Origin of the sequence: Devosia ginsengisoli, from assembly GCF_024707105.1 — a bacterium.
In the GTDB taxonomy this organism is placed as follows: Bacteria; Pseudomonadota; Alphaproteobacteria; order Rhizobiales; family Devosiaceae; genus Devosia; species Devosia ginsengisoli_A.
This window is the reverse complement of sequence record NZ_JANQAJ010000011.1, coordinates 320,855-339,416: the sequence shown is the minus strand read 5'-3', so window position 1 is coordinate 339,416 and position 18,562 is coordinate 320,855. Positions and strand designations below refer to the sequence as shown.

The following is an 18,562-nucleotide window of genomic DNA, read 5'->3' as shown; positions in this document are numbered from 1 at the left end:
CGTGCCGCTGGAACTTGGATGGGTCGGATGACCGTACGAAAGATGATCCACGTCGACATGGATGCCTTTTACGCATCGGTTGAGCAGAGGGACAATCCGGCGCTTCGTGGAAAGCCCGTAGCAGTCGGCCACGGTGCAGCGCGTGGTGTCGTCGCCGCAGCCAGCTACGAGGCGCGGGTCTTTGGGGTCCATTCTGCCATGGCTTCGGTCACGGCGATGCGGAAATGCCGCGACCTGATCTTCGTGCCGCCGCGGTTCGATGTCTACAAGGCCGTCTCGGCTCAGATCCGGGAGATCTTCGCTGAACATACGCCTCTGATCGAGCCCCTCTCGCTCGACGAGGCGTATCTCGACGTCACGGATAACCTGCAAGGCATCCCGTTGGCTAGGGACGTCGCCAACGCCATTCGGGCGAAGATCAAACAGGTCACAGGCCTAAATTCGTCCGCCGGCATTAGCTACAACAAGTTCCTGGCCAAGATGGCCTCGGGCCACCGAAAGCCGAACAACTTCTTCGTCATCCCGCCCGGGAAGGGGGCAGCGTTCGTCGCCGGCCTGCCGATCGAGAAGTTCCACGGTGTGGGACCGGCGACGGCGGCAAGGATGCATGCTCTGGGCATACGCACAGGCGCCGATCTGGCCGCTTTATCACTTGAACAGATGATCGAGAGGTTCGGACGCTCGGCTGACTATTGGTTCGATCTGTCCAAAGGTATCGACCATCGGCAGGTCATGCCAAACAGGGAGCGCAAGAGCGTTGGTGCCGAAGACACCTTCCGCGAGGACATCGCGACGATCGAAGCGGCACGTGTTCTTGTCGCCCCCCTCGTTCAAAAGGTCTGGCGCGTCTGCGAACAGCGCGAGCTATGGCCGCGGACGGTGACCTTAAAGGTAAAATTCAACAACTTCGAACAGATCACCCGGTCCCGGAGCGCCACGCGCCACCTGCGAGAGCCCGGCGAGTTCGCTGCGGCCGTTCAAGGTCTGCTGGTCGCCGAGTTCCCTCCGTCCCTCCCGGTGCGCTTGCTCGGCGTCACGGCATCCAGCTTTGCCCTGGGTTCTGACCACGCCGAGGAACAGCTAAGCTTGGTCTGAGACGGCGCAGGAAAACCGGCAGGATGGGGGCCGGCAGCGGTCTGTCTGCTTTTGGCGATATCTTTATCGAAGCCAGCCGTCCGTGCCGGCTCTCGAGGCTGCTCTTTTATTGGCATGGAGATAAACTTGTCAAACGATGGACCTGCCTAGGTTGGGTCGTCGATGTCGTATACACGATTGGTGACCGCCGATTCACGTCCCGTCTTGCAATATTCGCGTATCTCTCTGACTATAAAGGCAAAAGGGGTAGATGAGCGTGACTGTTGACGATCAAAAGCCGCCCAAGCCGGTATCTCGGTGGTACTTCTTTGACTGGCAGTACGTCTTGAAAATTGGTCGGTTGCCGATATTGAAGCCTGCTGCCCTGGTCATCACCGCCGCGCCGCTCGTTGGCAACATCGGTCAGGTCGCAGCAATTTCTACGACTGGATTTTGGTACATGTGGTGGGCGAGTGTGCTTTCGCTCGCTGCCTTCGGAATTACCAAAATATCATGCCCCCGGATCGTTCAGGAGTATGAGACCTACGAGGACTATGAGAAGCGAGGCCACTCGCACCGGTTCCTAGTCTGGCTATTCCATCACAACCTGAACCAGTTCCCCACGCCCGATGCACAACTGAGGGAGGTTGTAGCAAAGCAAGTTGCCACAAGTTGCGACGCCGCGGATGGACCTGCGGCCGTACCGGTGATGCCGCCAGCATCTACTGATGGCAAACTCACTTTTCCGCCGGTCAACGCCAACCGAGACTTGTATCTTGGCTTTTGGCGAAATGGCCGTAGATACGTCCTAACCCTTGAGGAGGGTGACCCGAAGCTTCCTGAGAAGTCGAAGGAGTTGTTTTGGATCATCTCCAGTGCACTTTTGTCCAGCAAGCCAATTTTGCGGAAGATCGTTTGGCTTCTGTATGGAGCAAGCCTTGCTCTGTCTCTTTGGTCGCTTTGGCTCAATCTCATCCGGCCATGGTTTGGCAGCGATGAGACCACTTTGACCTTTGGCGATCGCTTGGTGAAGGCGCTGGTGATCCTGCTCGGTGGTTCACCTTGAGCGGCACCTATAAGCACGCCGTCAGCGTAACCAGCCAAGTTTACTTTTGTTCGGCGCCCATACGCATCGATTCCTATGACACGTGCCAATTCGCCTGCGTGTATTGCTTCTCGCGGGACCGGTCCCGTCGCGCCGCCAGCAGTGGAGTCCATAGTGCAAGTGCTTCTGCGCTGCGCCAGCGCTTCGATAGAGTGAACCGCGGTGTGATTGCTTCGGCACTGGACGAGTTCCTACAGAAGCGGGTTCCGATTCAATTGGGCGGCCTCCAAGACCCATTCACGCATAGGGAAGCAGAGGATCGCGTCACTCTCGCGGTGCTTCGTGTGCTCGAGGAACAGAAATATCCAACGTTGATCAGCACCAAGGGAGGGCTTTACCTTGAGCCTGAATATCTGGATGTGCTGAAGCGCATGAACTTGGTCTTCCGTATCTCGGCATCTGGGATTGCCGAGAACTTTCGTCACTTGGTGGACCGCAAGGCTGCCCCATTCGATATCACTCTCGAGCGTATTGCCACTCTTGCACGAGCCGGGATTAAGGTCGCTCTGCGCATTCAGCCCGTTTTTCCGTCCTTTGAAGCTGAAGCACTGCGAATGGCTACCTTGGCATGGCAGGCGGGTGCCTCGCAGGTCACCTTCGAGTATTTGAAACTGCCCAATGACACCGTCCGGGCAGCCATCATGGATCTAAAGCCGAATATCGGAGATGTCTGTGGCATCATGGGCGAAATGGGGATCAAGAAGACTGGACCGGACTGGACATTGACGGCCGACGCAAAGCGACCGTTTGTTCGCCAGGCGCGCAATCACTGCCATGCGCTGGGCTTGAGGTTTGGCGCGGGGGATACGGAATTTATCCCATGGAGCGATGGGAATGGCTGTTGTGGAAGTTCAAGTCTGTTTCTGGAAGCCAATCAGTTTGACACAAATTTCGTTGGTGCCATCAAGCACGCGATGGCAAATTCGCCAGACATAGTGTCATTCAGCTTGTTTGAAGACCGCTGGGTGCCCCAACATACCGTGGGACACTATATGGACTATCGATCCCGCGTTCCCATCGCTGATCGTGATGGGAAATCGGACTGGATGCAGATGCTTCAACGCCGGTGGAATGGCGGTAGAGGACCGTATTCTCCAGGGTTTTTCGATGGCGTTCAGTCCAGCGGCCGCAAAGATGAGAATGGCATGACGATATATGATGCCACGCAATTGGCGGCTGAACTGGCCTAGGCTGCCGAATTGGCCAGTTCGCGAAGTGCGTCGCAACCTTCCTCTGTCGTGGAGCAGATGCGACTCGCGATGGCATTGAGCATTGCGTGGTCATGCGGATCTGCGACCGGATTCCTGACAACGACTATCGGCTTGCCGAAGGCGTTGGCCCAGAACAGCTCGCCAACCGACCCAATGGAGATGCGATCCTGAGCTTCGAGTAAGTTCGCAAAGACCACATCGGCAGCGCGCACGAGCCGTTTGTTTCGGTCGATGACGAAGCGGCCGTGCTGTAGCCGTTTCAGCGTCTGCGGAACCGACTGAGACGACGCAGCAGTCACCAACGACGCGTCAAACGGTGCCGAGGCCGGATCAAGGAATTGCTGGTCGGGCATCGCAAGTTTCAGCCGTTCCCGCCAGTTGAGAACGCCTGCCGTCGACTGTCCGGTAATCGGGCCAACCAGGTAAATTTGCATACGCCGATCCTACCACGCTCGGGCGAAGTGTAAATTCGATGTGCGTGACACAATGTGTCAGGAGGCTGTCCATCCCGTCACTCGATCCCGTGGAGGCGTATCGACGCGACCGATTGCACGACTATCGTTGTTCCTGGCCGGGGAGGTGCTCGACGCATTCGACCGCTTCCGGCAACCAGAAGAGTCGATGCCGTTCAGGATCTAGAAGTGCACGGACCCAGCGAGCATCGAGGAGAGAGCGAGATGACGAAGAACGATCCGGTGGAGCCGTTCACATCCACGACGCCGATCGGCTTCATCAACAAGGCCGAGGCCTATCGCGTGGGCGCGCAGCTGCTGGCAAAGGACCTGAAAGGCGTTGGCGGTTGGGCCGGGGATCCAACGCGATACCTCTACTACCACGGCATCGAGCTCTACCTTAAGGCGGCCCTTATCTCGGTGGGCAGGACGGAGACGCAGTTGCGCTCCATCGGCCATAGCTTCGTCAAGCTGGCCGAGGCCTGCAACAAGGCCGGTCTGGGCCTGAACGAGCCTGAGGACCTCAACGTCATGATGCTCATCGACGGCGGGCGAAACTACATCAAGGCGAGATACCACTATGTCGGCGCTTTTCGCGTCGCCACGGTGCAGGCACTCGACAGCACCGCGCACGAACTCGCCATTCTCACCGTCGAGATGGTCCGGCGATCCGAGGTGCAGGTGCGGGCGCCTCGACCTGCGCTGCCCTACGAATACAGGTTCCAAAGCAACTGATTGGATGGGCTGCCGAGCGACGGGATGTCACTCAGGCGCGTACAGCGGCCCCCTTCGGCGAGATCTGCAGCCAGAGGATCGCTGCAGCGGCCGCAGCGAGCCACGGCAGGAGCCACACGTTCAAGGCCTGCCAGCCGATGGTGTTCTGCAGCACCCCGGCGCTGAGGGATGCCGCCAGCCCGACGATGAATATGGTCAGGTCGTTGGTGGCCTGCGCCTTGCCCTTCTCGGCGGTCGAGTAGGTGCGGGTCAGCAGGTTGGTGCCGCCGATGTAGAGGAAGTTCCAGCCCACGCCGAGAAGGATCAATGCGGCGGTGAAGTTGTAGAACCCCGTCCCCGACAGGGCGAGCAGCACGTGCGCCGTGAGCAGGACGATGCCGGCAAGCATGATCCGCAGGACGCCGAACCGGTCGATCAAGGATCCGGTGAAGAACGACGGCAGGAACATCCCCAGCACGTGCAGCTGGATGACCGTCGATGTCGCGGTCAGATCGTGGTGGTGGTGCGTCATCGCGAGCGGTGTGGCAGTCATGGCCAGGATCATGATGCCGTAGCCGGTGACCGCACCGAAGAGGGCGACCAGGTAGGTGGGCTGGCGCACGATATCGCCCAGGGGTCGGGCCGCGGCACGCTCGTCGGCCGTGTCGACGGTCCTGGGCACGTCGACGCCCAGCAGCACTCCAACCGCGATGGCCGATGCTGCCGAGAGGAACAGGAATGACGCGGTGTACATCGGCTGCATCAACTCGCCGCCCCAACGTGCCAGCAGCGGACCGACCAGGGCCGCGACCACGCCACCGGCAAGCACCAGCGAGATTGCTCGGGGCCGGAATCGATCATCGGCCACTTCACCGGCAGCGAAACGATAGAACTGAGCGAAGCCCTGATAGCAGCCCGCCAGAAACGTGCCGACGCACAGCAGCGCGATCGACGAGGTCATCATGCCACCGGCAGCGAGCAGACCGCCCAGGGTGCCCAGGCTTGCTCCGGTGACGAAGCCGATCTTGCGACCTACGCGTGTCATCCACATCGAGGCCGGAACGGTCGATACCGCCGTCCCAAGGAACATGGCCGCAATAGGAGCGGTGGCCAATTCCGGCGATGGCGCCAGGATGCTGCCTGCCAGGCCGCCGATGGTCATGACCAGGACGGAGACGATCTGGAACAAAGCCTGCGCCGTGGCGAGCAGGAAGACTTGGCGGTGCATCGGTTGCATTGCGCGCCCCTTGGAGCAATGGTACATTCAAAAACTTCATTGAATGAATTGCAGGACGAGGAATGTCAAGCGATGGCCCCAAGCGTCTCATGTTTTCCTACTTCGCCGATCTGGCGAAGGTGCTGGGCAATGGCCATCGACTGGAATTGATCGAGTTGCTGGCCCAGGGCGAGCAGCCGGTGGAGGTCCTCTCGCAGCGCACCGGCCTGAGCTTCGCCAACGCGTCGCAACACCTGCAGCAGCTTCGCAAGGCAGGATTGGTGGTCGGCCGCCGAAGCGGCAAGAACATCATCTATCGCCTCGAAGATGGCCCCATTGTTGAGACCATCACGGCATTGCGGAAACTGGCCGAGCACAACGTTGCCGCCGTGCAGGATGTCGTGGCGACCTACTTCGACCAGCTCGACAACCTCGATCCCATCGGGCCCGACGACCTGATGGACAGGATGCGCACCGGATCGGTGACGCTGCTGGATGTTCGGCCCGAGGATGAGTTCAGGGCAGCTCATATTCCCGGTGCGTTGAACATCGATCTTCAAGCGCTCGAGTCCCGGATCGCCGAGCTGCCGATGGACATGGAGATCGTGGCGTACTGCCGCGGCGCATACTGCGTGCTGTCCTTCCAGGCGGTAAAGCTGCTGCGCGCCCGAGGGTATCGTGTGACCCGTTTCAGCGAGGGGCTGCCCGAGTGGCGGGCCTCCGGGCGGGCAGTGGCAACCGCCTGATTGCCGACCCTGCGGATGGCCCGGCCTGACCCATGACGGCCAGCAGCACGGCCATGCCTACTGGAAGCGAGCGCCTTCCTCCGCGCAGTACTTCATGACGCACTCCAGCCATTTGTCGTACCAGACCCAACTGCCCTTGTAGTCTCCGGGGCCGCCGTAGCCATCATTGCCGCCATCCTTGGCGTCGAGGCCGATCCATAGCTGGCTGTGGTGGTGCATGGAGAACTTGGGGTAGCCGGCCGCCTTCACCTTGGCCACTATCTCGCCGGGTGGGTAGCGTTTGCGGTTCACTTCCTTGAAGACGATCCTGCCGACTTCCTCGGCATCCGCGCTTCCGGGTTTCACGAACTCGATGGCGGAATCCGCTGCGCCGGGCCGCTTGGCCGCGATCGGTACGAACGCGATCTTCATGCGGTAGGCGGGATCTTCCATTTCTGCCTGGGTCAGCGCTGCCTCGAATGTCTCGATGCAGGTCGAGACGTGCGGCGGCAATCCGGAGGCCTTCTTCAGGACCGATCTCTGGTCGGCCCCGAAGTTGACGAACTGCAGGGCGATGGGAAGGCGCTTCTCCAGGCCGTACTGCCCGCCGAACTCGCTCTTGAGCACATCGTTGAAATTGAGGGCACAGGCCTGCAGCTTGGCCCCAAGGGCATCGTCGATGCGGTTGGTGGAGCGGTGCTCGATCTCATGCCGAATGGCCAGGAGGAACTCGAGGTTCTTGGCCACGGCGCCCTTGACCGGGCAGCTGCCTTGCTTGAGGCAGTGGCCGAGTTCCCAGTATTTGTCGGCGCCTTCCTTGGTCTTCTCGGCCGCATAGCGGTAGTCGACGCCTTCCCGCTTGAACCAGGCATGGAGCAAGTAGGTCCAGGCGATCACTGCGGTGACGATGAACAGCTCGGCTCGGAACGTCAGCCCGGCAGAATTGAAGACGTGCACCGCAGCGATCATGGCCTCGCGCGCCTTGATCAGTAGCTCATCGCCGCGCCGGCTGAGGCCGGTGTCATGGTCGATGTCAGGCCAGGTGGCGAGGAATGCATCGAGATCTTCCTCGTCGGCCGCCTTGACGTCCTTGTGCTTGAGAACGTTGCGGATCTCGCCGATGAGCCGGTGATTGACGGTGCGGGTCGGCCTGGTGAAGTAGGCCAGAATGTCCTGGTCATTCGTGAAGCTGCCGCCGCGTGTGATCATCGCCTTCACGATGGCAACTTCCCACTTCTCGAGGGTGTTGCCGGCTCGGCGATGGACCTTGCGCTTTGGCACCGCTACGGCAGGCGCCATGAGAACGATTTCTGCCTCTTCAGCAACCGCGATGAGTTGACCGTCGCCCACACTTGCCCCCTGGAAATTCAACAACGGGCCATATTGCCCCATCGGATCATTCCGCAACAGGACTGCTTGCGATCAGGTCCGTGGCGCCGGCGAAGCTCCAATGGCGCAGGGCATCCGTCCCCGCCTTGATGGCAGCGGGCGTCACAGGCTTGAACGAAAGATGGTCAGGGAAGTGCAGGTCGCCGCCTTTACTGACCGTTCCAATCGTTCAGGGGGTAGTGCTACAGCTTTGCATGGTGGGCATGGAGTGGCGAAGATGGCGTTGTTTGGCTGGGGCGCTGGCGCAGGGAAGGAGCGCTCGATCCGAATTCCCACATCCGGGATAACCTGAAGTTCTACCTTGAACTGCCAGAGCCCCCGTATCACGCGATCATGCTGGAGGGTCCCTGGGGCGGGGGCAAGACCTATCTGGTCAAACGGCTCCTCGCCCAATTGAAGAAGTCAGGCACAAGGCACGTTTATGTCAGCCTTTATGGCGTTGGGTCGAAGGCGGAGTTCGATCGCGCCGTCCTGGCGGGCGTACATCCCTTTATCGAGCACAAGGCGGTCAAGGCCAGCCTGCAGCTTATCAGCGGCCTCCTCACCATGGCCAGGTTCAGCACATCTGCGAAGCTCGAAGAATACCTTGAAAAGTTCGATGCCGATGTCTTCATCTTCGATGATCTTGAGCGGTGCGAGGTGCCGCTTACGACGGTGCTTGGCTACGTGAATCCGTTCGTCGAGCATGCCGGTTGCAAGGTCGTCCTAATCGCTAACGAGAGCGAGATTGCCCAGGACGACAAGGATGAATACCGGCGTCGCAAAGAGAAGGTAGTGGGCCGAACCCTTTCCATATCACCGGATCTAGAAAACGCCATCCCGGCCTTTATCGGCAGGATGAAGGATCGCGGCACACGCCGATACCTCCAGCAGAACGTCCCGCTCATCGAACAGGTCGCAAGGCAAGCCAATCATGGCAATCTTCGGGTCATCCAGCAATCCCTTTGGGATTTTGCACGCTTTCATCAGGCAATGCCGTCGTCGCTGCAGTCCAAGAGTCATGGTATGGCTCATGTGCTTGGCACATTCTTGGCCCTGTCGATGGAGTTCAAGGTCGGCTCGCTTGGTCTAACCACATTGAGCGACCGGTCGCAGTACGGTCGGTTCCTGGTGGACAAGAAAGCACCGCCAACTCCATTGGCCGTTGCGGCCGACAAATATCCAGGCATCGATCTCTACGATCAGACCCTGGACAACGATTTGGTCGCCGACATGTTCTCCAAGGGTCGCTTCGATCCGGCAGCCATCGCTCGAAGCCTCGGCGTGAGCTCCTGGTTCGCCACCCCAGGCCAAGTGCCATCCTGGCGCATCGTTTGGGACAAGCACATCTGGGACGACAAATCGGTCCGGGCTGCCATAGAGGACGTGGAAGCGAAGTTCGTCGCTCGCCACTACGTCGAGCAGGGCGAGATCCTGCACGTGTTCGGTCTGCGTTTGACGCTGGCCCAAGAGCGGCTCCTAGCGATCGACGTTCCGACGATCGTTGCTGAAGCCAAGACCTATGTGGACGACCTAAAGAAATCCAAGAAATTGGAGCCATACCTCAATGACGGGGGCGATTTCCCACGCGCTCACGACGGACTGGGCTTCTCGGGGCGAGAGAAACCGGAGTTCCGTGAGATGCTGTCCTACCTCGTGGATCGGCAGGGCGAGGTCCTCGAAGGTGGTTATCCTGAACAGGCCGCGCATCTGATGGTGGAGATGGTTGAAGACAGGAACCTGTTCTGGCGCCGGATCAACTACAGCAACACCAAAGACGGGCGATTTACTCACCAACCCATTTTCACCTATGTCGACGCCAAGCATTTCGTCGAGACCTTGCTCAAGCAGTCCAATTCGGCTCAATTCGAAATCCTAAAGGCCATGCTGAGCAGGTACGATGGTGGCAAACTCGCCCGCGAACTCGCGGCCGAGCGAGCCTGGATCATGGAAGTACGCGATCTGCTCATTGCGGAAGCCGGCAATGCCGACGTGCTGCGGAAGAACCGGTTGACCGACATTACCAACTGGACGATTGGCAAAGCCATCAGGGACGTCGAGGAAGCTGAGGAGCAGCAGCGAGCGGAGCAAGGTCGTGCGGCCCTTCGCGGTGATGTTGAGCGAGCATGACAGTCGAACATCCTCCCCTCGTTACTATACGCCTAGACGCTAGAGGCGTCGGCGTTCCTGCCCAGATGGCCGCTAAGGAAGTGTATGGCATTTTCGCCCTGGCCCACCCCCTGATTCAGTCGGCCGATTTGTCAAATATTCCGCCTCTCCCGGACGAGAGCGTACATCACCAAATGGACCTGCTCGGCCGCACGCCACAAGAAGAGCTTGCATCGATCAATCGTCGAATGGCCGCCATGTGCATCTCCGATCTTGCGCGTGGTGCTCGCCAGTCATTGGAAGACGCTGCAACCCATATCGACATCGCGACTCAATTTTCCCCAGGCGCCATTCGCAGCGAGGTAATGGACGGCACTGAAGACGCCATGGTGGCCGCCATCTGGGCGGCCGTAGCTGCGCGTCAGGACGTTTTCCGGCAGCGAGCTCAGGCCATGCGGCACCCCCAATTGCTGGAAAAGGTTACAAAGGGTCTTCGGGCTCCACTGTCGTGGGCGCCGGAATTGACTTCGTTCCAGAAACTTCGCAACTGCCTTGAGCACCGGGGCGGCATCGTCGGGATGCAGGATATCGACGAGACGGGAGCGATGGTCCTGCGATTGCCATACTTGAAGGTCGAGATCGTCGGTCAAAGCGGCGCAGTCCGGCCCTTCGAGATCGGCATGGCATTGCAAGAACGATCCAGCATGGAAGTCGGCGTCGACGTTCGCACGCAGACGTTCCAATTGGGCCAGATCGTTGAGGTCGAACCGAAGCAGATCGGCGAGATGGCCTTTGCTTGCTGGCTGTTCGCGGTCGATTTGGTTGACAAGCTCATCCCCGCGGCGGCGCCCTCCGGCCAGCACGAAATACACATATAGTCTTTGGCTCCCGCCAAGACTTTCGCGCATCCGCGTTTTCCCAGGGAATGCAAGTCCTAAGCTGTACCTGGCTATCGCTCATAGCCAATTTCACTGCCCTTTACATCCGGAAGGCCCCGGATCAGCCTGATCGCAATGGCGGATTCGTCCCCTTTAACACACGGAATTTCCATGTCGGCATCGGCGAGCAATCAAGTCCATGTCCCACGGCCAAAAGTCTGGCAGGACTTCGAGAAGGGCTCAGCATTGCTGTGGCGCAGGATCTTGAGCGATCCCTCGATCCATCGCTTCGGCAGGGGTGGCCAGAAGCAGCATGGCATGGACATGCGCGGATATCGCGATGGCGACACCGGCAGAATTGTCGGTGTTCAATGCAAGTGCAAGGGGCAGGGTAAGAGGGCCACAGAGCAGGAACTCAGGGCCGATTTCGAGAAGGCGCTCAAATACGAGCCGAAGCTTACCGAATACTTCTTCACAACGACGGCCGACGACGATGCTCCGCTTTCCACCGTGGCCGACAAACTGACCGAGGAGCAACGTCTTCTGGGGCGCAACATCGTGGTTCGTGCTTGGGGATGGGGCACCATTGAGGACGAGATATCCGCCCATCCCGATGTCGCGTTGATCTTCGATCCCAATCATAGCCCGACCGCGGGAATTCAGTCCGAGCGCCATGACGATGTGATGGCGATGCAGAAGTTGAACCTGGTCGCGACCCGGGAAATCGCCGCCATCCTTCTGGCCAAGTCTGCTTCTGAAGGCGCTTCGAGTTCCATCGACCCAAGGGATGTCGCCCTGGACGCCGAAATCGACCGATATCGGGATCGGGCCAACAGGGGCAAACCGCGATCGGCAATGGACCTACTTCTGGAGCTGCAGAAGGCGCTCACCGACGAGAATTCGGGGCATATCTGGTTCAGGGTGAAGGCCAACATTGCGCATTGTCTTCTTGCACTGGGCGATGAAGTTGCGGCGGCGGGCATGCTGGAAGAGGCCGTGGCGCATGCACCGGAAGATCCGAAGGCGGCTGCGAACGCCATATTGGCGATGATGCTGCGTGGCGATCACGGGAAGGCGTTCGATCAAGGCTTGGTCGAACTTACCAAGTTCCCCGACAACGAGGTGTTGGCCGGCTACGTGGTTCAGGCCGGCGGGTACGACGGTGTCGTTGATGCGATCGACAGGATACCCGAGCCTCTCAAGGCCTCGGAGGCCGTGCGGAAGTATCATCTCATCAACCTGCGCAATGCCGGAGATCCTACGTGGATCGATTTGGCTCGACGCGGGCGGGGGGGACGACGCGAAAGACGAATTCTACAAGCGCCATGCCGCTGAGGCCGATATCTCCGAGATCGTCGATGGCGACCATCGCACGACCTGGAAACTTACCCAGGACGACCGGGAACGACTTCTTCGGGCGGGCAAGGATTTGGTCGATCTCTGGAACCTGGCGAAGATGGAGGAGGCTCCTGACCGTCCCGACCATCTCGCGCTTTGCATCAACGGCGCCCTGGCACTGACTGCCGCAGGTGAAGGTGATGCAGCCAAGGAGTTGATGCTCGAGGGTGCAGCCATTTCGGGCGGCAAAGATAAGGAGATGCAGGTGCGGGTGGCTGCGCTTGCCATGGAATTGGGCGACGAAGCATTGGCGAAAGAGGCTTTCCCCAAGCTTGCCGAAGATGGCCCTGCGCTGCTCATGCGTGCCCAGATCGCTGCCCGGCTGGGTGATTGGGATTATCTCAAGGGTTTGGATGGGAGCGAGGTCCTCGAGACTATCCCGGCGACCGAACGAGAGTTGGTCAAGGCACTGGCGTCGAGCGCCAGCATAAAGAAGATCGCAGTGGACGACCCTGCCGGTGCATCGTCCGATCTGAACGATATGATCGTCCAGTACAAGCACAGCGGTCGTGCATCGGTGCTCCTCGCGCAGCTTGCGGATGAGCTTGCTCTGCCGGAGGCGTCCTCGCGTGCCTATGGGAACGCTCTAGCCACGATCACCGACGCCTCGCACATCGCAAGTCGCACGATGGTCGCCGACTATGCCAATCGCCTCCACGACCACGCGGCGGTGATCAAATTGATGGACGGCTACGTCAACGAGAACGTCGACTCCAAGGAGCTGTTCGACCTGGCAAGTGCCTTCGCCTACGAATTCCCCCCACGGGCCCGAGCGGTCGAGTTCTTTGCGAACCTTGAGGATTCGGTCAGGAACCTGCGCCACTACGTGATGCTGGAAGGAATTATGCATTACCACCGGGGCGAGCTCGGACTGGCCGAGGATCGCTTCGTGAAGTCGCGGGAGCTTTCCCCGGTCTCATACGGCCCATCCTGATGCAGGCCCAGACCTTGTTCCGACTGAAACGGAAGTCGGAGGTTCCGGCGCTGGTGGCAGAGCTGAACGTGAGGTCTATGGAGGGTGGTCCTCGGGACCAGATGGATTTCGCGCAGCTGCTGGCGGCTGGCGGGCGGGTCGAAGAAGGGCTTGATCTGGCCTACGACATTCTGGACGCTAATCGCAACGACCCGAAAGTCGCGCTCAAATGGATCGGCCTGGGCCTAGGTCAGTTGAAGCGACTTCACGAAATGAGCGATGCCGCTATCGGCTTGGGAATGTGGACCAGTCTGGCGTCGGACGATGGCCAGACCAGGGAGTTCATGGTGGTTGATGGGCCCGGTGAGCCCGCCGAAAAGAGGTTCGGCACTGGGCACGCCATGGCCGGGGCCGCAATCGGCCACCGGGTGGGCGAGGCTTTCGAAGTCGAGGACCGCATCGGTCGAACGGTCCGCTGGACCGTCCAGCGGGTGCGCCACAAGTATCTGCAGGCCTATGAGGACCTCACCGAGAACTTCAACATTCGTTTCCCCGATGAGGATGGCTTCTTCGTCATCCGAACGATTGGCGACGACATCGAGCCATTCCTCGATCTTATGAGAAGGCAGAGCGAGCGGCAGGAAAGGGTTCATGAGGTCTATACCAAGGGACCTCTGCCGATATCCGTCCTGGCAGATTTCTCCGGAGGAGGAAACGTCCTGCGGTTCGCCGATTCGCTCAGGACGCAGGGGATCAGCATCGAAGCATGCGAGGGCAATCTGCCCGAGCGGGACTGGGCGACCCATACGGCTAGGGACCACTTCGGCAAAGGCATCGTCCTCGACACACTGACCTATTGGGCTGTGGTGGGGATAGACGGTCTGCATGTGCTCAAGGATCTATTCGGTACGATTCTCCTAGCGAGGTCGACCGCCGACGAGATCGGTCAGTTGCATGACGATGACGATGTCATCCCTGGCACTGAACGTTCCGGCACCGGCTACTTCCACAAAGGCCAATTTCATTTCGACGAATTCACGCCAGAGCGTGCCAAGCAACTGGCCGATGCCATCGCAAAGCGTGAAGACGCCATGCAGGCAGACTGCAAAGTGGTGCCGGTCCATGCCCCGAACGATATCGACCCATGGCTGCTGGAAAGCATTCGGCGCGGTGTGCTCGACCCGATCTTCGTAGCCCGGGAGCACGGCATGCTGCTCGTCACGGACGACAAGCGATACCGCAGCTGGGCAGGGAGCCTCAAGACGCCGGCGGTTTGGCTTCAATCGGTTTTCCTTGCGGCCAGGCAGAACGGGCGTCTCGGCGTAGCGGATTATGCTCGGCTGGTCGCGCAGTTGGCTTTGCTGCGACATACGTCGATCACCTGCAACGCTGGCGACATCGTCGAGGTCGTGGCGCAAGCAACTGCCGAAACCATGTACACCATCGATGCCATTGCCGAAGCCATAGGGGTGGAGAAGGCGGACATACTCTCCCACTACCAAGTGGCGACCGAAGCGATCACCAGGCTTTTGCAGACCGGTCCGACACCGAATGCGGAATATGCCATCGGGCACCTGATGCGAAACCTTCTCCGCCACAGGACCACGGACCGACGCCAAATCCTTGCCGGCTTGAAGAGGACGCTATCCTACCGCAACGGCGGAAGAGCCCTGTTCGACCGTTGGAAAAACGCCAGGACCACGGATGAGCCTCCTAGGCTCGAAGGTTCGCGTGCGGAGCGTTTGCCGAAACCAAAGTCCGGAAATCCATCGAGGACCAACGCGGCAGTGAAGGCACGAGCCAGAAAAGACCAGCGACGCGCTTTCGGAAAGCGTTGATCTTTTGTCTGCCGTACCGCTCCCCAGCAGTGCCAGGCATCAACGTGCATCCTTGATCTATGCGGGCGCGCCGGTGAAGTCCCAAACGGGGAGGGAGTCCATTGCCACCTTGATGGCTTTGAATTTCATCGGAATGAACGACTGATGGTCGACGCCGCAATCCCAACTTAGACGGCTTGAGGGCAGCCGATCGTGGCTGTGGCCATAGAAATGAACGTCGCCGCCGTACTGACCATTCCAATCGCGCATGGGGTAGTGGCAGAGAACGATTTTGCAGCCCGGCGCCACCAGGGTTCGCATTTCATCGACGCTGGCCCATGCCAGCTTCGTGCAGATTTCTTCGCCGTCGTGGTTGCCGACGATGAGCCTCTTGATACCGTTGAGTTTGCCGAAGATCGACGCGGCGTCCTGGAACGGAACCTCGTCGCCGGCGAAATCCCCTAGGTGCCACACGGTATCCGTTGGCTTTACCATCGCGTTCCACTGTTCGATCAGGGCTCGGTCATGAGCCCGGATGTCCGAGAACGGCCGCATGGCCATATCTATGATGCCGGTGTGCCCGAAATGGGTGTCGCCGATGAAGAGGTGGGTGTGGTCGATCGCCGTCAGGTTACCGTCGTGCATCACTGGCCTTGGACTATTCCGGTATCAGCTTCTTGATTTCCGACTCCGCGTTGATCGGCATGTCGGACGCCAAATAGTACCTGGTGTTGGCGACGATCTCCCGTGCCCGAGTGAGTTCGTCAATCTTCCACTGCGGCGCATAGTATGACAGCTGCGCGTTGTCGACCGCATGGAAGAGATGGTCGCCGACGGTGCTGCAGCTCCAATAGCTCTGATCGGCCATCCACTTTTCCAAGGCATAGCTTTCGAATGGGTAGCTGCGACGAGCATTCCATATTTTGAAAAGGCGCACTGCCGGCTTCAGCAGATAGCTGCAGCTCTTGTTCGCCTGGGACAGGGTGGTATTGAAGCCGTTCGGGTCGGTGTCCTGCCAGTTCTGCGGACCGCTCGGAATCTGATAACCCGTCCAGTATGCCGCCAGCGCCGGCACCAACTCGAACCGAATATGGTTCAGGTTCAATACGATCGTGGGGCTCGATTGGAAGATTTCTGACGACGAATAGTACTTCTCGACAAACGTTTTCAGGCGGTTGAGATATGTTTGAGGTGTGTTGCCTCCTTCAGCGAAAACGACCATGTAGTCGATATCGGATTGGGCATCCAACGACCGGGGCAGGATCGTTTCGCGAGTGAATGATCCGAAGGTGAAGTGCGTTGTGAGGTTCTTCCCGAACCATGAGTCGAGCCTGCTTCGCAGCGTGGCAATTGAGCGGGATATCGATTCCTTTTCCGTTGTGGACAGGATCGCCGACGCGGACTTCTGGAGAAGGTGGCTGTTCACGCTCATGGTTTGGCACCTTGGGCGTCGATCACGTTGGTCGCCTCGCCTCCCTCGATGCCGTTCCGGGCCCTTTCGAAATCTCGTCGAGCAACCTGGGGCGAAGAAGCGTTTAGGTCGTTCTGCCGTTTCACCAGCGTCTCCAGAGCCGTCACGGTTTCCTGGGGGTCGGTCAGGAGTGGCAGCTTTATCTCGCGCATGACGCGGGCGTCATTCCGCAGGGCGAGAAACTGATCGCCTGCAGCCTTATGGGCCGACGCCTGCTCTGATGGTTTCATGAAGGTCTGCAAAGAGGCGAGGATCGCCACGGCAATGCTCATCATGCCGGCGACGAGTTCCCACTGACCGGAGAAAGATGCCGCTCCCGCTGCAGCGCTCAACGCTGCTGCCGGGACGCCCAACCATACGTGGCGCCCCGAGTAGCGATCGCTGGCATTGTACTGCGCCTTGGAGCTGTAAAGCGTGTTCTCTTCGACACGGTGCAATTCTGCCCCAATCTTTGTTTGCAGGTCAGCGTCAAGCACTTGCATGTTCAACTTTTCCAAAGGTGCCGCCCGGGTCAAGCGATCGGTATCCGCAGGGATTGCCCGACGTAGATCAGATCTGGATTGGTGATCTTGTACCGGTTGGCCGTTGCGATCTCGGGCCAACGCTGGGCGTCGCCAAGGTAGTGCTTGGCCAGCTTCGACAATGTGTCGCCGCGCTCGACGATGTGGGCGGTGAACTTGTCCGGCGCCAACTCGATGCCGTCCTCGCCCATACCTAATGAAACCGCATCCAACCCGTCGAGCTGAGGCTGCACGTGCTGCAAAGGCTTCGGACGATAGGGAGATTTTTCTGGGAGGTTGTCGCCCTTCTCGTGCCACCGGCGCTGGGCACTGACGCTGACTTCGTGCATGCCCTGCGGGCCGGGTTGTCTCTCCGACTTCGGCATGACCTTCATCAGGGTGCCGATGATGCTGAAGCCTTCCTCCTCCTCGGAGTTCTCAAGATACTCGAGGTGCGACGGCGACAGGCTGTAGATCGGGGAGCCCTTCGAGCTGTCCAGGACCAGGCCGGCATTGCCGGCTCCATCCCAGATCCACTCGAGGGCTTGGTCGGACAAACCTCTACGTGGTCCCCCACCACCAACGCCACCATGAACGCCAGGAAACCACTTCTGCTGATAGGGCGCGTCCTCGGCCTTCGGGTCCTTGCCGCGGTTGCCGTTGAGCTCTTCCAAGTTTTCCCAGAGGGTGGGTTTGAAATCTGCCTTGCTCTCATCGATAGCGACCGCGTGCCTGGCGGACTGAACCATCGGACTTAGGTTGGTGTCGTGGAAGCGATGGTCCTTGTTGAAGCCTTCTGCATTCCAGATGTAGTCGGGGACACCAAGAGCGCCCACCGTGTCCCATACGCCCAGGTAGGTGATCTTCAGGACCGGGCTTTTGCCCAGTTGGTAATCTGGCACGTTCGCGGCGCGCCATTGGTCCTCGGCATCGGACACGCTGATGTGGGGAGCGACGTCGCGACGGAACTCGAGAAGCTTCTGTCGGAACTCGTCGGTGTCCTCACGCTTCTTGTAAAGTTCCACCGCCTCATTAGAGCGACCGGCCGATGGCCGCTGCAGGATACCACAGGTGCCGATCAAGCCAGCGAACGAGCGAGCCGTGAAGGCTCCACGCGAAAAGCCGAAGACATAGATTTCGTCCCCTGGCATGTGGTTGAAGATCAGGTAGCGATAGGCATCAGACAGGTTCTTGACCAAGCCTTGACCGAAGAGGCCCCCGCGGAACTTGTCATTGTCACCGGTCCCCACGCCCTCATCGTAGTAGATGACCTGCGACGTGCCGTCCCTTGTCTGGGGCAACACGCTCTGGGCAGTGAACAGCACGTTCGTGGGGTTGGCCGCATCAATTCGGTTCCAACTGCCATCGAAGCAAAACACGAGTCTCTTCATCGAAACGATCCTTTAGATGAGTGACCCGTGAGGGCCGCTTAGCTCAGATTTTGGTCAAGTCGGGGATTCACGAAATGTTCTCTTGATTATTTGGCGGCGAGGAATCCCCGCCGCCTTTGTCGAATTTCGGATGAAAGTCCTCCCTCGCGCTCGTTCACCTTGGTGAACAGTCTGGGTGCGTTTGTTGCGCAGCTAAGAACATTGGTTCAAGGCCACAACT

At 59.4% G+C, this 18,562-nt stretch carries 17 protein-coding genes; 10 read left to right on the top strand and 7 right to left on the bottom strand.

Annotation, left to right across the window (positions count from 1 at the left end; translation table 11 throughout):
* Window positions 1–18: 18 nt before the first annotated feature.
* From dinB to NVV79_RS15610, 3 genes are all read left to right on the top strand, one after another.
* Window positions 19–1,095, top strand: coding sequence for a DNA polymerase IV (dinB, locus tag NVV79_RS15620; protein ID WP_303991303.1), 1,077 nt, complete (start codon window positions 19–21; stop codon window positions 1,093–1,095).
* A 250-nt stretch (window positions 1,096–1,345) separates the two neighbouring features.
* Window positions 1,346–2,140 (top strand): hypothetical protein, encoded by a 795-nt coding sequence (locus NVV79_RS15615; RefSeq protein WP_303991302.1) that lies wholly within the window; start codon window positions 1,346–1,348, stop codon window positions 2,138–2,140.
* Window positions 2,137–3,369 (top strand): radical SAM protein, encoded by a 1,233-nt coding sequence (locus NVV79_RS15610; protein ID WP_303991301.1) that lies wholly within the window; start codon window positions 2,137–2,139, stop codon window positions 3,367–3,369. Before NVV79_RS15615 ends, NVV79_RS15610 begins: the two co-directional genes overlap by 4 nt.
* Here NVV79_RS15610 and NVV79_RS15605 read toward each other — a convergent pair.
* Window positions 3,366–3,824, bottom strand: a complete 459-nt coding sequence (locus NVV79_RS15605; RefSeq protein WP_303991300.1) for a nucleoside 2-deoxyribosyltransferase — start codon at window positions 3,822–3,824, stop codon at window positions 3,366–3,368. The genes NVV79_RS15610 and NVV79_RS15605 overlap by 4 nt on opposite strands.
* 243 nt (window positions 3,825–4,067) lie before the next feature.
* Here NVV79_RS15605 and NVV79_RS15600 point away from each other — a divergent pair, with 243 nt between their 5' ends.
* A complete protein-coding gene (locus NVV79_RS15600; protein ID WP_303991299.1) occupies window positions 4,068–4,577 on the top strand; it encodes a hypothetical protein in 510 nt (169 codons plus the stop codon).
* 31 nt (window positions 4,578–4,608) lie between these two features.
* On the opposite strand, the gene NVV79_RS15595 is transcribed toward NVV79_RS15600, so the two are convergent.
* Window positions 4,609–5,793 carry an MFS transporter gene (locus NVV79_RS15595; protein ID WP_303991298.1) on the bottom strand — a complete coding sequence of 395 codons (1,185 nt, stop codon included), beginning with the start codon at window positions 5,791–5,793 and terminating at the stop codon, window positions 4,609–4,611.
* Between the two features lie 89 nt (window positions 5,794–5,882).
* Here NVV79_RS15595 and NVV79_RS15590 point away from each other — a divergent pair, with 89 nt between their 5' ends.
* On the top strand, window positions 5,883–6,518 hold the full coding sequence (locus tag NVV79_RS15590) for a metalloregulator ArsR/SmtB family transcription factor (protein ID WP_303991297.1): 636 nt from the start codon (window positions 5,883–5,885) through the stop codon (window positions 6,516–6,518).
* A 57-nt stretch (window positions 6,519–6,575) separates the two neighbouring features.
* Here NVV79_RS15590 and NVV79_RS15585 read toward each other — a convergent pair whose 3' ends face one another.
* Window positions 6,576–7,889 carry a DUF3644 domain-containing protein gene (locus tag NVV79_RS15585; protein WP_303991296.1) on the bottom strand — a complete coding sequence of 438 codons (1,314 nt, stop codon included), beginning with the start codon at window positions 7,887–7,889 and terminating at the stop codon, window positions 6,576–6,578.
* A gap of 228 nt (window positions 7,890–8,117) precedes the next feature.
* Here NVV79_RS15585 and NVV79_RS15580 point away from each other — a divergent pair, with 228 nt between their 5' ends.
* The 5 genes from NVV79_RS15580 to NVV79_RS15560 all read left to right on the top strand — a co-directional run bounded on the left by NVV79_RS15580 (window position 8,118) and on the right by NVV79_RS15560 (window position 15,001).
* On the top strand, window positions 8,118–9,995 hold the full coding sequence (locus NVV79_RS15580; RefSeq protein WP_369684747.1) for a P-loop NTPase fold protein: 1,878 nt from the start codon (window positions 8,118–8,120) through the stop codon (window positions 9,993–9,995).
* 65 nt (window positions 9,996–10,060) lie between these two features.
* Entirely contained in the window at window positions 10,061–10,852 is a 792-nt protein-coding gene (locus NVV79_RS15575) for a hypothetical protein (protein WP_303991295.1), read from the top strand.
* 264 nt (window positions 10,853–11,116) lie between these two features.
* Window positions 11,117–12,187, top strand: a complete 1,071-nt coding sequence (locus tag NVV79_RS15570) for a M48 family metallopeptidase (RefSeq protein ID WP_303991294.1) — start codon at window positions 11,117–11,119, stop codon at window positions 12,185–12,187.
* Window positions 12,099–13,184 (top strand): lipopolysaccharide assembly protein LapB, encoded by a 1,086-nt coding sequence (locus NVV79_RS15565; protein WP_303991293.1) that lies wholly within the window; start codon window positions 12,099–12,101, stop codon window positions 13,182–13,184. The genes NVV79_RS15570 and NVV79_RS15565 overlap by 89 nt, the downstream gene beginning before the upstream one ends.
* Window positions 13,184–15,001 carry a hypothetical protein gene (locus tag NVV79_RS15560; RefSeq protein ID WP_303991292.1) on the top strand — a complete coding sequence of 606 codons (1,818 nt, stop codon included), beginning with the start codon at window positions 13,184–13,186 and terminating at the stop codon, window positions 14,999–15,001. Before NVV79_RS15565 ends, NVV79_RS15560 begins: the two co-directional genes overlap by 1 nt.
* A gap of 57 nt (window positions 15,002–15,058) precedes the next feature.
* On the opposite strand, the gene NVV79_RS15555 is transcribed toward NVV79_RS15560, so the two are convergent.
* Genes NVV79_RS15555 through NVV79_RS15540 form a run of 4 tightly spaced genes read right to left on the bottom strand, consistent with a single transcriptional unit; the run spans window position 15,059 to window position 18,342 of the window.
* Complete coding sequence (locus NVV79_RS15555) at window positions 15,059–15,625, bottom strand: metallophosphoesterase family protein (protein ID WP_303991291.1); 567 nt, start codon at window positions 15,623–15,625, stop codon at window positions 15,059–15,061.
* 13 nt (window positions 15,626–15,638) lie between these two features.
* A complete protein-coding gene (locus tag NVV79_RS15550; protein WP_303991290.1) occupies window positions 15,639–16,412 on the bottom strand; it encodes a nucleotidyltransferase in 774 nt (257 codons plus the stop codon).
* Complete coding sequence (locus NVV79_RS15545; protein WP_303991289.1) at window positions 16,409–16,933, bottom strand: SLATT domain-containing protein; 525 nt, start codon at window positions 16,931–16,933, stop codon at window positions 16,409–16,411. Before NVV79_RS15545 ends, NVV79_RS15550 begins: the two co-directional genes overlap by 4 nt.
* 29 nt (window positions 16,934–16,962) lie before the next feature.
* Window positions 16,963–18,342 (bottom strand): DUF2235 domain-containing protein, encoded by a 1,380-nt coding sequence (locus tag NVV79_RS15540; protein ID WP_303991288.1) that lies wholly within the window; start codon window positions 18,340–18,342, stop codon window positions 16,963–16,965.
* Between the last annotated feature and the right edge of the window lie 220 nt (window positions 18,343–18,562).

Bases quoted from the DNA above. Each gene is read 5' to 3' on its own strand.
- dinB (WP_303991303.1), top strand. From the start codon at position 19: ATGGGTCGGATGACCGTACGAAAGATGATCCACGTCGACATGGATGCC.
- NVV79_RS15615 (WP_303991302.1), top strand. From the start codon at position 1,346: ATGAGCGTGACTGTTGACGATCAAAAGCCGCCCAAGCCGGTATCTCGG.
- NVV79_RS15605 (WP_303991300.1), bottom strand. From the start codon at position 3,824: ATGCAAATTTACCTGGTTGGCCCGATTACCGGACAGTCGACGGCAGGC.
- NVV79_RS15600 (WP_303991299.1), top strand. From the start codon at position 4,068: ATGACGAAGAACGATCCGGTGGAGCCGTTCACATCCACGACGCCGATC.
- NVV79_RS15595 (WP_303991298.1), bottom strand. From the start codon at position 5,793: ATGCAACCGATGCACCGCCAAGTCTTCCTGCTCGCCACGGCGCAGGCT.
- NVV79_RS15590 (WP_303991297.1), top strand. From the start codon at position 5,883: ATGTTTTCCTACTTCGCCGATCTGGCGAAGGTGCTGGGCAATGGCCAT.
- NVV79_RS15585 (WP_303991296.1), bottom strand. From the start codon at position 7,889: ATGGGGCAATATGGCCCGTTGTTGAATTTCCAGGGGGCAAGTGTGGGC.
- NVV79_RS15575 (WP_303991295.1), top strand. From the start codon at position 10,061: ATGGCCGCTAAGGAAGTGTATGGCATTTTCGCCCTGGCCCACCCCCTG.
- NVV79_RS15565 (WP_303991293.1), top strand. From the start codon at position 12,099: ATGCCGGAGATCCTACGTGGATCGATTTGGCTCGACGCGGGCGGGGGG.
- NVV79_RS15560 (WP_303991292.1), top strand. From the start codon at position 13,184: ATGCAGGCCCAGACCTTGTTCCGACTGAAACGGAAGTCGGAGGTTCCG.
- NVV79_RS15555 (WP_303991291.1), bottom strand. From the start codon at position 15,625: ATGCACGACGGTAACCTGACGGCGATCGACCACACCCACCTCTTCATC.
- NVV79_RS15550 (WP_303991290.1), bottom strand. From the start codon at position 16,412: ATGAGCGTGAACAGCCACCTTCTCCAGAAGTCCGCGTCGGCGATCCTG.
- NVV79_RS15545 (WP_303991289.1), bottom strand. From the start codon at position 16,933: ATGCAAGTGCTTGACGCTGACCTGCAAACAAAGATTGGGGCAGAATTG.
- NVV79_RS15540 (WP_303991288.1), bottom strand. From the start codon at position 18,342: ATGAAGAGACTCGTGTTTTGCTTCGATGGCAGTTGGAACCGAATTGAT.